This is a genomic window from Peribacillus sp. TH16, from assembly GCF_016651095.1.
GTDB lineage: Bacteria > Bacillota > Bacilli > Bacillales > DSM-1321 > Peribacillus > Peribacillus butanolivorans.
This window is the reverse complement of sequence record NZ_JAEKEM010000004.1, coordinates 1-13,101: the sequence shown is the minus strand read 5'-3', so window position 1 is coordinate 13,101 and position 13,101 is coordinate 1. Positions and strand designations below refer to the sequence as shown.

Sequence of the window (13,101 nt, the reverse complement as noted above, 5' to 3'; positions counted from 1 at the left end):
CCCCAGTGACCGTGACCGTGTCCACCTCCGTGTCCATCCCATTGACCGCCACCGTGTCCACCGCCATGTCCATCCCATTGACCGCCACCATGACCACCGCCTGGGCCTGGGTCTGGAGAATAATAAGGCATAATTTGATAATAATTATCGTAATAAGGCTCTCGTTGTCCATCTGTATAATAAGGCACATTATAAGGATTAAAAGCGTAGTTATAGTTATACATTTAGAAATCCTCCCTTTTTAGTTACAACAATATAAACTATGTAAAAAGACGATTTAAGTCCTATATGGACAAAGATGAACAATTAAAGTGGGCTGCCTATTTGGATGGCCTAGATAAAAAAAGAGACAGCCAAGTAATTGGCTGTCTCTTTTTTGCGTTTAGAGTGCTTTTTAATCAATGTATCAAAATATACATTATCGTACATTCAAATTGAACTATAGATATCCTTAAATGTCCTTCGGTTACAGATGGTTTTTTTAGCATCTGTAACCAGTTGTGAGGATTTTGGGTTCCCTATTAATGGTAGGGATTCATCTTGGCCTAGTTCATCCAAAAATCTTTGATAGAAACCCCTTTTTTTCTTTCTTTTGGCTAGTTAATTGAGCCTCAATTAACTCTATTTTATCCTCTAATTCAGTCTGTTTTTCTTTTTCTTCCTTCTTTTGTTCTTTCATGTAGACATTAAAAGTATCTTTTAAATCTTTATCAGAACTAATTAGATCTTTAACTAAACCCTTAAGAACCTCATTATCCTCCTGGAGCTTACTTATCCTGTTATCTTCAAGTAATTTTGTTTCATTTTGTTTTTCTACTAATTGAGATAAGCGATTTACTTCTTGCTGCATACGTTTAAACTCACTACCGATTTGCATAAACATTTCATTGGCGCCACTTTGTTCAAAGGCTTGTCCAAGTAGCAAGGCCATTTCTTTAGATTTTTCCTCTTGTTCTTTATCTGTTTGCAACTGATAATATAAATTCTCCTTAATTAACTCTTCTTTCACATCATCAAACGTGACATTACCACCACGATTGAAGACTTCAATAATCTTCTTGATTTTTGGAAACTCTGTATGTGGAATCCAACGACCGGTAGTTCGTTTATCAAACTCAATTAAGCCTTTGTCGCACCAAGTTCGTAATCTCGGAACTTCAATGCCAAATCTTTCAGCAACCGGGCCTATGGATTCCCACTTTATATCGCTCATTTCAGATTCCTCCTACGAATAATTTTACGTTTTAGACTCAATTGAGACTAAAACTAATGTAAAACACCTTTATATTAGATAATTTATATATGGAATTAATTCATTGGTTTAAATGTATTTTATTTTTAATTTAGTCTTATTATTGCATGTTTCAGTCTTAATTTATATAAGTTAAAACACAAAAAAAGTACCCTTATAAGGGATACTAATACTTAAGTGAAGGCATCCCGAATTTTCGCTTTGATTGTTGTAGCTTCCGGTAAGGTGCTTTATGTAAACTACTGTAAAATAGAAAAGGGTTCTTATCTAAAATTAGATAAGAACCCTTTTCTATTTGGCGTCTGTCAACGGTACCGGACCGAAGGGAGGATAAGGAGTTGATAGACTCACTTCACCAAGAGGTATTTATATACAAATGGAGATAGATTAGATCGAGTAGCGATAACAAAAAAACACCTTCTTTCTAAAATTAACTTTATACCAATATAATAGGAAAAGGTCCTTTATCTTTACAAAAAAAAGCACTCTCCTATGTTAGAAAAGTGCCTTTTAAATGAAATAATCTTTGTTACCAAGTATTATCTATAAACGAAAAATTATTATAATCAACATTAGCTGAATCAATAAAGTTGTACGGTGTAACTAAGTCTGTTGGTTGATAAAAGTTGCCAGAACTATTACGAGTTTTAAATGTTTTACCTGCCTTATAGTAAGAATACCAAACTAATTCACTACAATATATATTTGTAATATTTGTTGGATTCGAAGTAATTTTATAAGGTATTGTTTTACCTTTAAAATAGTATTTAGCTTTCTCTGCAGCCTTAGATCCTATTGTACTTGAGTCCGGTCTAACAACTTTAGATTGAGCATATCTACGATGCCATTCACTTTCTGTATCGATTCTAGGATATGGTTCAGTTTTCCGACCTGAAGTATGAAGAATATGTGTAGTATCAATATATATACCACTATGTCCTACAATTCCACTACCGGCAGTACTTTTGGTTACAATAATATCTCCAGGTTTATTGTTAATTGCGGCTTCTGCTTTATTTCCAGAAAAGATACTCAAAGATAAAACTGCTACAAGTGGTAATATTGCTAATTTTTTCATTTTTTTCAACTTCCTTCCCGGAACTATTCTACCATTTTATGAAAAAAATACAATATTAATATAAATATATCCAAGAATACTACTTTTTTAATTGCGTTCAAATGAATATCCTGCTTTTTCTAGTTCTATCAAACATAGCAAAACCCAGATTTCGACCAATTTGAAATTTAGGGTTTAGCTATGTTTAGTAGCTTCCGGTAAGGTGCTTTTATGTAAACTACTATAAAATGAAAAAAGGGTTCTTATCTAATTTTAGATAAGAACCCCTTTCTATTTGGCGTCTGTCAACGGTACCGGACCGAAGGGAGGATAAGGAGTTGATAGACTCACTTCACCAAGACCCTCTTGGTGTCTCAAAAGGCAACACCTTTTGAGCTGCCTACCGGCGAGGGAGCCCCCAAGAATTGGGGGGGTGGGGGGTGATGTTTTTATTGCGATCCAACGTGCTACGTTGGCTAGGTGTGGGCGAGAGCCCGCGGTCTTGTTTTTTGCCATGCTTTAGCATGGTTTCGGCCTCGCAGAGCTTACCACTTTGGCACAAAGTGTAGTAAGCTCCACTTTACAAATAAAGTTCTTTCTCGGACAATGGTTAGAGGGAGATATATTTGGGGGTGGTCTTGATGAGTTTTGCAGTCATACATATGAAAAAATTTAAGAGTGCGGACGTCAAAGGCATGCAGATTCATAATCAACGAGAAAAAGAGAGTAAGACGAATATGGACATTGATAAAGAACGTTCTTCGTTGAATTATGATTTGTTGAATCATGCTCCGATTGATTATGACGAGCGTATTCAACAAGAAATTGATGAACGCTATTTAGGGGAACGAGCGATACGGAAAGATGCGGTCAAATTATGCTCTTTTGTCGTCACGTCAGACAAAGCTTTTTTCGATGGGCTAGATCCACAAGAAGAAAAACGATTCTTTGAAGAAAGCGTGAAGTTTCTCCAAGATCGTTATGGTGAAAAAAATATGGTGTATGCGGTTGTACATAAAGACGAAAAAACGCCCCATATGCACGTTGGGATGGTTCCGATTACTTCGGAAGGTAAATTGGCAGCCAAACAGTTTTTTGGCAAAAAAACAGAACTGCAGCAACTTCAAGATAAATTTCATGAGCATGTGACGAAAAAGGGATTTGATTTAGAGCGTGGTGTTTCTAGTGACCGAAAGCATATAGAAGCTAATCGTTTCAAAGCGTTAAGCGTAAAGGAAGAAGTAAAATCATTAGAAAATGAATTGAAAGAAAAGCTAGATGATAAACAATCACTGGAGACGTCCGTTAAGGACATAGAGGGTCGCTTAAGCGACCTAGGAAAGTCTTTAAATCATGTTAAAAAAGTGGATGAAGTGGAAGTAAAAGAGAAGGGTGGCTTAGTTCGCTCTAGAACGGTTGAATTAGCCCAAGAAGACTTTGAAGGTATTAAAACCCTAGCTAAAGTTTCGGAGGGCCTTAAAATCAAATCTGAGCAGCTTGAGGGCTATTGGATTCAAGAAGTGCAAAAAAATGATCAGTTAAAAGATGAAAATAGCATTTTGAAAAAAGAGAATGATCGTTTGAAAGATGAAAATAAAGAATTGGTTAGAGAAAATACTTTTTTAACCCGAACTCTGGAGAAGGTAAAAGATTTATATAAAGACAAAATAAAAGATTTCAGTCAAAGTCTTGGGACTGTGAAAGCTTTTGTTCTAGATAAGATGGGGGACAAGTTGTTGCAACGGCATTTTACGGATGATGACGAGATTAAAGGCGGTCAAAAATTCCTCTCTAATAAGAATTTGGAACAGGAGAGAGAAAAGCAGACCCAACAAACTAGGAAGAATCGAGACTCCGGAATGGAAAGATAGGACTGTACTTAGATTAAATATAAAAAGCCCGACCTATTTAGTCGTCAAATAAACCGACTAATAAAGGTCGGCTTTTTTCATACTATTTTTAACGGAAAGCGTCATGGGTTATATCATCTTATGCTCTGATCAGCGTTAATTGAACAAAAAGATCGTCAATAGTTGAAGAAGGACAATTCTTTATATTTTCTTATCTCTCATGAAAAAAAACAGGCTGGTTAGCCTTTTTTTTATTAGATTTCGGCGAAGCGAAATCTGTTTTTTTCTTATCTTGATACATATAGAAACAATTCAAGGCGAAAAAGTTAGCTTGAAGCCTTGGTATGACTGGCTTGAATAACACTCAGATACAGGTCAAATGTGAAAATTTATTGTAATCCTCTCTTTATGATCTCATTCACTATTTCCGATACCGTCCGTTTTTCTCTAATAGACTTGATCTTTAATTCATCATGAAGCTGTTCTTCAATTTCATAAGTTACCTTTTTCATAGCCGGTTTACTGGTTTTATTCTTGGTAAGTTGGATTGTTGGTTTTCCAACTTGTTTATTTATTTGTTTATTGGTTGGATTACTTATTTGTTTGTTTATTGGATTAACATCTTGTTTATTTTCTGGTTCATTGGAAAGTTGGGAACTTGGGTTAGTTACAACCGTGGCTTTTTCTAATGTTGCAGAAACCTCTTTTTGGGCACTATCAACCCCTCGTTTGCTTGGTGTTGAGTACTCATAAATAGATTGTTCTAACACGCTAGATTTACCATCAAAATGCCACCCACGTTTGCCACTAATTGAATAGCAACCGGCTTTTTTAAGTGCTTCAACTGTTCTCTTTTCACCTATATCCAAACTTTCTTTAGCAATGTCAGCTAGTTTCTTGCTTTGGGTTAACTCTAGTAATTCAGATATTTTCATAAGATCACCTCGGTTAATTATTCGCCTCAGCTTTTGCTATTCCCTCCAAATTGGAGTTTATCTTGTTATCCGTGTAGTAATCTCTGCCCCATGTCCCCAATTCCTTAGTTCGGAATATACATATAGAGTCACCTCAAATTAAATAACCTCTGTTCTCAGCCTAAAAAGTTGGTCAGGGGTTATTTGGCTTAATTGAGTAGCAACTTCATATTTAAGGAAATATCATATGAGAACTTTCCAAAGTTGAAACTCCGATACCCTTGTACCAGCCTAAAAAGTAGGTTCAGGGGTTTTATTTGTTTCAAGACATGCTAAATATCTTTGAATAATATTCTGGTTTGGTGGAATAGTATTGATGTCTGAACGGTTTAACTGCGAATGCCCTTGTTAACAGCCATAAAGAAGCTGGTTCAGGGGTTCTTTTTTATGACTCCATTCCAGACCCACGCAAGTTCTTTATCTTTGAATATAATAGGACAACTCCTTACAGTTTTTTTACCTTTATCCACCTTTATTCCCCTTGTATCAGTCTTTGGTGCAGGGGTTTTTGTTATGGCTGCCCTTTCTTTCCCCAAGTAAATAGTGAACTGTATGGAAGGTTCAACAGATTGTTTTTAACATTCGGGAAACACCTGTCACAGTAAAAAAAGGATCTAAGGAATAAAACGGTGCAACTTTATTTTAAATCCACATATTAATATCGTTATCAATTTCACTCGATATTTTTGATATGTGTATCTATCCAATCATTCACTTTTTCTTGCATGGTTTTCGTGGTATCTATTACCTCATGTGCTACAAATGAAATTACTGCAAAAAGTGAAATATGTTCGTCATTCAGTTTTGAAATGTATTTCTGAATCATCTTTAAACTTTTAATCCTTCCAGGATCGAGTAACCGAATTACCTCTGAATCCACCATTTGATTAAAGACCTCACGATTTCTAATACCAGCAATCAGCAGCATAGTTGTTGCTAAACTGACGCTACAATCCATTGAATAAGCCAAGGCTGAAATTCTTTCATGTTCGCAAGCTTTGAATCTTAAATGTAACCTTTCCTTTTGGATTACATTCCTCTTCTGAATTACCTCTGCTTCAAGATCCCCTCTAAAAATCGTATTATCATGCCTGTAGTCTCTTTTGAAATACATGGACAAGCTATCAATGCATTCCCTGGAATTGATAGCTGCCATTATTATTTTTTCCCCTATATCCTTTATAGGCTGATTTAAAATGTACGATAAGTTATGTACACATTCATTTAAAGTAGCCGAAATTGTTGGTTTGATATCTCTTTTCTTGTCAGACCTGACTTTTCTTTTTGTTATATGGCTTCCCTCTTTCATAAGTCCTTCCCCCTCCCAAAAGTGAAAATAAGCTATGTACACTATCCATATGAACCTGAAATATGAACTATTCCAGTAGAAAGGGAGATGTTTAATAATTCTGAATTTTGACCATGCTTGTACAATCAAAGTACATAAAAAGGAGTATGGATCATGGCTAAACAAAAAGTAAACATGACTAAAGAAGAAGGCAAAGAATTATTAAAGAAGATTCTTGTTCATTCAGAAAAAAAAGGAATCCCAACTTTCCCTAAAAAGAAAAAAGCCTGAAGCACTTTCACTCCAGGCTATCTTTCATGAATCCTTATATAGTAAATATAAGATTATGTAGTGGTAATGCCTAACCTCCGTTATCTTAACAGCAATTTTTTCAACTATTTTAGATAATTATGCTTGACTGGTTTTAGGTTTTTTGACTTGCTGAAGTGAAGCATTGAAACGGCTGGAAGGCAGTCTTATCCCCTATGCTGAAAGAAAGCTAAAAAAGCAATCTAACAGAATAGGAGGGATAAGTGTCTAAAGTTACTTGCGTCAGTTCGCAATGTATCCGTATGTATAGACCCTATTCACTCAACAGTTTTCACCGTACACGCCCTTTACCTAAAGGCTTGTCCTCTACATAAAGCCACCCCTATGCGACAAGCTGAACGTGTTCCCTAGCACCGTAATGCTAATGGCTACCACCCGAACCTTTTAAGGTAGTTCTCACCTTCCCCCAACAGATGAATAGGAATCCATTGAGGGTTGCCCACTTTGTAAGAGTATACTAGGTACTCTCTGCACGAACGTAGACTATCCAATCAGTTTTTAAGGTGCTTTCAGGCAATTGCACCTGAACAGACACAAAAAAGCGTTATCTCTTTAACCTGTCATCTTACCAAGTTAAAGAGATAACGCCTTTTAAAGAACTTTGTCGGATATGTATGAAAGATACTAGCATTTGCTAGTTGAAATCCAGTAGACAAAGAGTTTATAATAGGTGTATCAAATTTAGTCCTGTTGCTTCAGGGCTAAAACTTTAACCAGTGGTAGGACACTAGGTTAATTGAGAAAGTCATTTCCGTTAAGAGGTAGGACTCTTAACATCAGGAAGTGGCTTTTTTGTTTATCCGTTCGTTATTAAGTTACTAATAATTTTACCTCTATCAAACTGGTAAAGCAACCATAATTAACAAGGTTCTACTTTAGCTTTGAAACAAAGTTTGATCAAATTAAAACAAGAAACCTTGATAAATGAAAAAGAGTACTACTCAATTAACAGTAGCACCCTTTTTTCTTACCTTTTAGATTCTCTATAACCAGCAGACTTTGCTTCTCCTTCAGTACAAAAAGTCTGTTCTGGATTAGTCTTGTCATAGAATTGTCCACCTGGTACATGGTAGATTTTTTCTCCCGAGCTTGATGTATTACCTTTAATATTAAGGCATGCTTTTTCAGTTTTAGCCTGATCTGCTTCCTTTTTATCCTGTTGTGCCTTTTCTTTTTCCTCTTGTTCTTTCTTAGATTGTTCAGCTTTATCCTTTTCTTCTTGTTCCTTTTTAGCTTGTTCGGCTTTTTCTTTTTCTTCTTGTTCTTTCTTAGCTTTGTCCTTTTCTTCTTCCTTTACATTGACGACTTTATTATCTACCTTTTTATCGGAATCATCTTCATCGGTACCACCAAATAGTGCAACACAGCCCCCTATGAGTACTATTAAAATGAAACCTAAACAACCGCAACCACCACAGCCCCAATACCACTTTTTCTTTTTCTTTTCTTCGCCTTCTATAGGTATTGCAACCTTTTTCCTATCTTCCTTTTCTTCTGTCATAACTATGTATCCCCTTTAAGTAAGTAACTAACTTTCCTTTGAATATAGCATAGTATTTGAATAAATAGGTAATCAGTCTGAGATTTTCCAATTTAAATTTGCGAAATTTTTTGCCCAAAAAAACGGATATACAACGTAAAGGGGTACCACCAACAATTTTAAATCAAAAAATCGATTTCCTGTACATTAAGAAATCGAATTTTTATTTTTCTTATAGAACTAACGCACCCGTTGGTTGAATAACCAATCCTATTCTTTTACTTCAATTTTTATTGCTCCAGCTTGGACCTTTAAAATAACCACCAAAGTAATATCACAAAGTTACGCCGATACATTCTGGTCGGAGTTTTTTTCACGAGTCTTTTTACCTTGGTATTTTGTCAATTATGGTAAAATTGAGAAGGTTTAATATATAAATATAAAGGTTGTGATTGCCAATGGATATGCGCCTTTCCCAAAACCATTGCTTTTTGTGCGGCGAAGAACTGACAAAAAATTCAGGCGAAGAACTGACAAAATACTCAGACGAACACCTCTTTCCAAAATGGCTGCAGAACAAATTTAATCTTTGGGATCAAACCATAACATTATTAAATGGGACGAAGATTCCTTATAGGATGGTAAAAATCCCCTGCTGTAATACGTGTAACAGTGAGCATTTATCTCAACTGGAAAACGAAATATCGAAAGCTGTAGATGGCGGTTATGATTCATTTATACAGTTGGATCAAGACAAAATCTTTTACTGGGCTGCCAAAATCCTATACGGTCTGTTCTTCAAGGAATTGTCCCTCAATATCGATCGAAGGGACCCGATGGCTGGAACGATTATGAGTCCTGAAACGATGGAAAAGTTCCAAACATTACATATGTTACTACAGGGTATTAGGTTCCCAACTCAATACGTCCCCGTAAAACCTTATTCAATTTTCATCTTTAAAATGTATGAATATGGGGACGAGGATTGGGATGAATCAAACTTCAATTACTTTGACAGCTATTTTTCTACCGTTTTTGGAATGAAAATGAACGATATTGGCTTTATTCTATGTATCGAGGATTCAGGCGTTCAATCTGAATTTGGCAAAAATTATTTTGATAAGTACAAAGATAAAACTCTTCATCCCATCCAGTTAAAGGAGATCTATGCCAAAATCAATTACAAGCAACTTTTAGCAATTTACCCTCCCCGGTATATAAATATTAAAACGGATAATGAACGAATTGTTCAAGTCAATCAGCCTTCTGGAGATGTATTTGAAGATTGGTCACAGGAACTATATGCGCGTGGTTTAGCGCATATCTGGAGTGCGTATCCCAATCTTCGGTTCGAAGATATTTATTTTCCACCTGATCAGGTCATGAGTTATTTAAATAATGAAGATGGCTCCTTTAATCAACTGCCGAAGCATATCTTAAAAAAAATTAAGTAAAAACAGAGTTTGTATAATCAAACTCTGTTTTTTTTCAAATAACGGAAATTGACTTTTTCAATATTTTTGTGAAGAAATGTACTTCAACTAACCTGCACCGTTATTAGTTGCATAAAGAAAGAGCTGCCTTAAAGACAGCTCCTATCTTCAGCTAACGCACCCATTAGTTCAATAAGGTTTTATTACATTATTGAATCGTAATGACAAGTATTTTAAAAGTGCAAATAATTTAAATTCCGTAGAAATGATGATATAATAGTGTTGTCGAAACACATTTGTGTCTAATGGAATTGGCTTACCATTGCTGATGATGACTGGCTTCTTGATTATTTTCCTTTTCATTTTTTGTATTTTTTTTGATTTTAAAGGAGTGAAGCCTATGACAAATATTACTATTTTTTTAAATTCGTTATATTCTACTGTTGCAAGCATCATCGCAATTAAAGTAGCCTTTCCTTCTTATAGGTTTAACCTACTGACGAGCTTGTGAAATTCAAGCGAAAAGAAGGATGTATATAAAAATAGCTGAACTTTACTTAACAGTTGTTCAGCTATTTTTATATACTCTGGATTAAGTTCTATTGTGAAACTTTTCTCTAAATGTAACTGTTCTTTTCCCCAGGCTCTGCTCCCAGATGCTGTCCAGACAAGCATCCTAGCGAAAATTTTTGAAAAGGGAGTGGTGTTTATGAAACATCTATTTTTTACGCCAGAAGGTCTTAAAATCATCTTCAGCACACTTGTTGTATTACTAGACTGTATCATCTTCGGAAACACCATCGCTGGGGTGTCTGGGAAAGAGAATAGATTTACATAATCAATTACGCAGTTTACGTCTAAACTCTTCTTCTTATTGAACAATTCTGCCCCGTTAGTTGCATAAAGAAAAAGGCTAACACTATTAAAGTCTCGCCTCTTTCGCTTTAGCGTAAATAGTGGAACGTGGAACGCCTGTCATTTTAGCTATCTCATTTACACTTAATCCATTAGATTCTCTCTCCTGATACAGCTTCAAAGCCTTTTTAACGGCCTTCTCGTCCTTTCCTTTACGTCCCATATGAGTTCCTTTAGCTTTTGCCCTTTCACGTCCCTCAGTGGTCCTATCTTTGATTAAATCACGTTCAAACTCAGCAATAGCCCCCAGCATAGTAAACATTAGCTTTCCAGATGGTGTACTAAAATCAATCTGTTCTTTGATGAATACTAAAGCTATTCCCCGTTCTTCTAGTTCCTTAGCAATCTTTTGTAAATCAAATGTACTCCTAGCTAGTCTGTCTATTTTGTAAACAACCAGCTTGTCTCCTTCCCTTAAAAAGTCTAACGCCTTAATCAGTTCCTCACGATCACTTTTAGCACCACTTTGTTTCTCCATGAATATCTTCTCACAGCCATATTCTTTTAACTTCTCTTCCTGTAAATCTAATGATTGATCAATGGTGCTTACTCGTCCGTATCCTATAATAGCCATTATGTATAACCTCTTTTCATTCGTCTAAAAGTTAATTAACTTCTGTAATTTCATTCTATACTAACTTCTGGACATTGCGAATGGTTATTTTGAGGGGAAATTGAGGTGTTTTTTCAAGTCTCTAGAACTTATAACTTTTAGACAAGTTCGTAAAAGTATAATTTTACGAACTTTTTTTGATTGTTACTTCTTTAAAATAGACTCTGTTAAACAATGCTGCTGATTTTTCTTCTTCAACTAACGGAGCAGGTTAACTTAATTAGAAATCAACAGGACAATAACCAGGTGATACTAAATAGAAGTCTAAAGAACTTGAAATATATAGATATAAGCCTTACTAATTTGAAGAAAAATTAAAATAAATACATAATTATTCCAGTTGTGAGATAATTTGTGGAAAAAGGGAGGCTATCATAGTGGCTGATATAAATGGTTTTATTTTTCTTGGTGACAAAATAAAGTTGCCAGAAGAAATGCAAGAGGTTCAAATCATACAAAATTATTTCTTGAAAAAAGCTAATAGACAACAGGTGGATATGATTAAAACGGATTTATCAAGTACAGGGAATGAAGATTTTTATATATTAAATTTTGAGTCAATAGGACATGAAACTGATAATACAGTTGGTATTACAGTTGGTAACATTTCACCAAATTTTGAGGATTGGAATTATTGGATAATTGAGCATAATGAAACACAAGTAAGACCTAATGTTAAATTAGCTTTACTACTGTCCACTTGTAATTTGTTCAGTTTGTTTGAGAAAATATCCAATACAGGAAGAATTAAACATAAATATGCTTATCATAGCTTTATAACTGAAAATATTGGAAGAAATAATGTTAAAGAAATTTCCCATGCTGACATTACCGAGATTCAAGAAATATACCTTTTATTAGAGAAGTTTAATAAAGATGAAGATAGATATACATATATAAATAAAGCTCTAAAAGATTATTGGCAACTGCAGTCTATCCCAAGTGATTCTCCATTTTACATACTTGGAATGTTTTCCATTTTAGAAGCTTTATTAGTTCATAGAAGCAAAACTGTCTCTATTGGTCATCAGATAACAACAAAGTTAAGTTTATTAAATAATCGTTTTGAACATCCAATAAATTTCTCGGAAATCTTTGGGGCCACAAAATACAAAAAAGTTATTGAAAAGTTATATGAATATCGTAGTGATATTGCCCATGGTGATTTTTCGGATTTTAATGGAGATTTACAAGTTTTAGGTGATCCTGATAACGTTTCAAAAGTTATTCATAGGATTTTAAAGGCAACATTGAAACAGGCCCTTAAAGAACCACAATTAATTACAGATTTAAAGAATTGTTAAGCACTAAAACCCTACCGTTCGTAAAAGTACACTTTTACGAACTTTTTTTGATTGTTACTTCTTTAAAATAGCCTCTGTTAAACAATGCATCTCAATAAGAGGTACCTCCAAATTTTATCCTATGAACAGAGATGGAGACTATTGTGTCATTTTCCTAAGTAGAGCATAAAGTGAGATAACCCATTTAATTGTATTTCCTCCTTAAGAACAAATAAGGAGATGTTTCAGTATGTCAGGTCGTGAATGTAGAGACGAATTTAGAGACGAATGTAGAGACGAATGTAGAGACGAAGGTTTTGGATTTGGTGGAGGTTTCGCATTTATAGTCGTTTTGTTTATACTCTTAATCATTGTTGGAGCTAGCTTTGTTGGTGGCGGCGGTGGTTACGGCGGCGGTGGATACGGCGGCGGTGGATACGGCGGCGGTGGATACGGCGGCGGTGGATACGGCGGCGGTGGATACGGCGGCGGTGGATACGGCGGCGGTGGATACGGCGGCGGCTGCTAAAAATAGTATGAAAAAAGCCGACCTTTATTGGTCGGCTTCTTCCTATTTCTGGGGAATTATAGCTATTTTGAACACTCTAATTTGGTCCAGACGACAA

Annotated in this window: 13 protein-coding genes and 1 pseudogene; 5 read left to right on the top strand and 9 right to left on the bottom strand. The window is 35.3% G+C overall.

Going from position 1 to position 13,101, the window contains the following annotated elements; translation table 11 throughout:
* The 3 genes from JFV29_RS13145 to JFV29_RS13135 all read right to left on the bottom strand — a co-directional run.
* Positions 1 to 224: hypothetical protein (locus tag JFV29_RS13145; RefSeq protein ID WP_446728246.1), on the bottom strand; the 224-nt coding region annotated here is incomplete at its 3' end.
* A gap of 326 nt (positions 225 to 550) precedes the next feature.
* Positions 551 to 1,213, bottom strand: coding sequence for a hypothetical protein (locus JFV29_RS13140; protein WP_201184313.1), 663 nt, complete (start codon positions 1,211 to 1,213; stop codon positions 551 to 553).
* 568 nt (positions 1,214 to 1,781) lie between these two features.
* Positions 1,782 to 2,330, bottom strand: coding sequence for a hypothetical protein (locus JFV29_RS13135; RefSeq protein ID WP_201184310.1), 549 nt, complete (start codon positions 2,328 to 2,330; stop codon positions 1,782 to 1,784).
* A 620-nt stretch (positions 2,331 to 2,950) separates the two neighbouring features.
* On the opposite strand from JFV29_RS13135, the gene mobV reads away from it, so the two are divergent.
* Positions 2,951 to 4,180, top strand: coding sequence for a MobV family relaxase (mobV, locus tag JFV29_RS13130; protein WP_201184309.1), 1,230 nt, complete (start codon positions 2,951 to 2,953; stop codon positions 4,178 to 4,180).
* A gap of 368 nt (positions 4,181 to 4,548) precedes the next feature.
* On the opposite strand, the gene JFV29_RS13125 is transcribed toward mobV, so the two are convergent.
* From JFV29_RS13125 to JFV29_RS13110, 4 genes are all read right to left on the bottom strand, one after another.
* A complete protein-coding gene (locus tag JFV29_RS13125) occupies positions 4,549 to 5,094 on the bottom strand; it encodes a hypothetical protein (RefSeq protein WP_201184306.1) in 546 nt (181 codons plus the stop codon).
* A 410-nt stretch (positions 5,095 to 5,504) separates the two neighbouring features.
* The gene (locus JFV29_RS13120) at positions 5,505 to 5,669 is read right to left on the bottom strand and encodes a hypothetical protein (protein ID WP_201184303.1); all 165 of its coding nucleotides are present in this window, start codon (positions 5,667 to 5,669) and stop codon (positions 5,505 to 5,507) included.
* Between the two features lie 137 nt (positions 5,670 to 5,806).
* The gene (locus tag JFV29_RS13115) at positions 5,807 to 6,442 is read right to left on the bottom strand and encodes a hypothetical protein (RefSeq protein WP_201184301.1); all 636 of its coding nucleotides are present in this window, start codon (positions 6,440 to 6,442) and stop codon (positions 5,807 to 5,809) included.
* A 1,276-nt stretch (positions 6,443 to 7,718) separates the two neighbouring features.
* Positions 7,719 to 8,252 (bottom strand): sunset domain-containing protein, encoded by a 534-nt coding sequence (locus JFV29_RS13110; RefSeq protein WP_201184300.1) that lies wholly within the window; start codon positions 8,250 to 8,252, stop codon positions 7,719 to 7,721.
* A gap of 437 nt (positions 8,253 to 8,689) precedes the next feature.
* On the opposite strand from JFV29_RS13110, the gene JFV29_RS13105 reads away from it, so the two are divergent.
* Positions 8,690 to 9,685, top strand: coding sequence for a hypothetical protein (locus JFV29_RS13105; RefSeq protein ID WP_201184297.1), 996 nt, complete (start codon positions 8,690 to 8,692; stop codon positions 9,683 to 9,685).
* A gap of 168 nt (positions 9,686 to 9,853) precedes the next feature.
* On the opposite strand, the gene JFV29_RS13100 is transcribed toward JFV29_RS13105, so the two are convergent.
* A complete protein-coding gene (locus JFV29_RS13100; protein WP_201184295.1) occupies positions 9,854 to 10,117 on the bottom strand; it encodes a hypothetical protein in 264 nt (87 codons plus the stop codon).
* A gap of 256 nt (positions 10,118 to 10,373) precedes the next feature.
* Between JFV29_RS13100 and JFV29_RS31075 the strand changes: the two genes are divergently transcribed.
* Positions 10,374 to 10,502 (top strand): hypothetical protein, encoded by a 129-nt coding sequence (locus JFV29_RS31075; RefSeq protein WP_274606948.1) that lies wholly within the window; start codon positions 10,374 to 10,376, stop codon positions 10,500 to 10,502.
* 84 nt (positions 10,503 to 10,586) lie between these two features.
* Here JFV29_RS31075 and JFV29_RS13095 read toward each other — a convergent pair whose 3' ends face one another.
* Positions 10,587 to 11,153, bottom strand: coding sequence for a recombinase family protein (locus JFV29_RS13095; protein WP_201184291.1), 567 nt, complete (start codon positions 11,151 to 11,153; stop codon positions 10,587 to 10,589).
* 416 nt (positions 11,154 to 11,569) lie between these two features.
* On the opposite strand from JFV29_RS13095, the gene JFV29_RS31070 reads away from it, so the two are divergent.
* A complete protein-coding gene (locus tag JFV29_RS31070) occupies positions 11,570 to 12,496 on the top strand; it encodes a HEPN domain-containing protein (RefSeq protein ID WP_201184288.1) in 927 nt (308 codons plus the stop codon).
* Between the two features lie 298 nt (positions 12,497 to 12,794).
* A pseudogene (locus JFV29_RS31680) lies at positions 12,795 to 12,872 on the top strand (YjcZ family sporulation protein); the annotation flags it as partial.
* Positions 12,873 to 13,101: the final 229 nt, after the last annotated feature.

What these genes read in the sequence shown, in the direction of transcription:
- JFV29_RS13135 (WP_201184310.1), bottom strand. Translation starts at nt 2,330, where the DNA reads ATGAAAAAATTAGCAATATTACCACTTGTAGCAGTTTTATCTTTGAGT.
- JFV29_RS13125 (WP_201184306.1), bottom strand. Translation starts at nt 5,094, where the DNA reads ATGAAAATATCTGAATTACTAGAGTTAACCCAAAGCAAGAAACTAGCT.
- JFV29_RS13100 (WP_201184295.1), bottom strand. Translation starts at nt 10,117, where the DNA reads ATGCTTGCAACAGTAGAATATAACGAATTTAAAAAAATAGTAATATTT.
- JFV29_RS13115 (WP_201184301.1), bottom strand. Translation starts at nt 6,442, where the DNA reads ATGAAAGAGGGAAGCCATATAACAAAAAGAAAAGTCAGGTCTGACAAG.
- JFV29_RS13140 (WP_201184313.1), bottom strand. Translation starts at nt 1,213, where the DNA reads ATGAGCGATATAAAGTGGGAATCCATAGGCCCGGTTGCTGAAAGATTT.
- JFV29_RS31075 (WP_274606948.1), top strand. Translation starts at nt 10,374, where the DNA reads ATGAAACATCTATTTTTTACGCCAGAAGGTCTTAAAATCATCTTCAGC.
- JFV29_RS13105 (WP_201184297.1), top strand. Translation starts at nt 8,690, where the DNA reads ATGGATATGCGCCTTTCCCAAAACCATTGCTTTTTGTGCGGCGAAGAA.
- JFV29_RS13110 (WP_201184300.1), bottom strand. Translation starts at nt 8,252, where the DNA reads ATGACAGAAGAAAAGGAAGATAGGAAAAAGGTTGCAATACCTATAGAA.
- mobV (WP_201184309.1), top strand. Translation starts at nt 2,951, where the DNA reads ATGAGTTTTGCAGTCATACATATGAAAAAATTTAAGAGTGCGGACGTC.
- JFV29_RS13095 (WP_201184291.1), bottom strand. Translation starts at nt 11,153, where the DNA reads ATGGCTATTATAGGATACGGACGAGTAAGCACCATTGATCAATCATTA.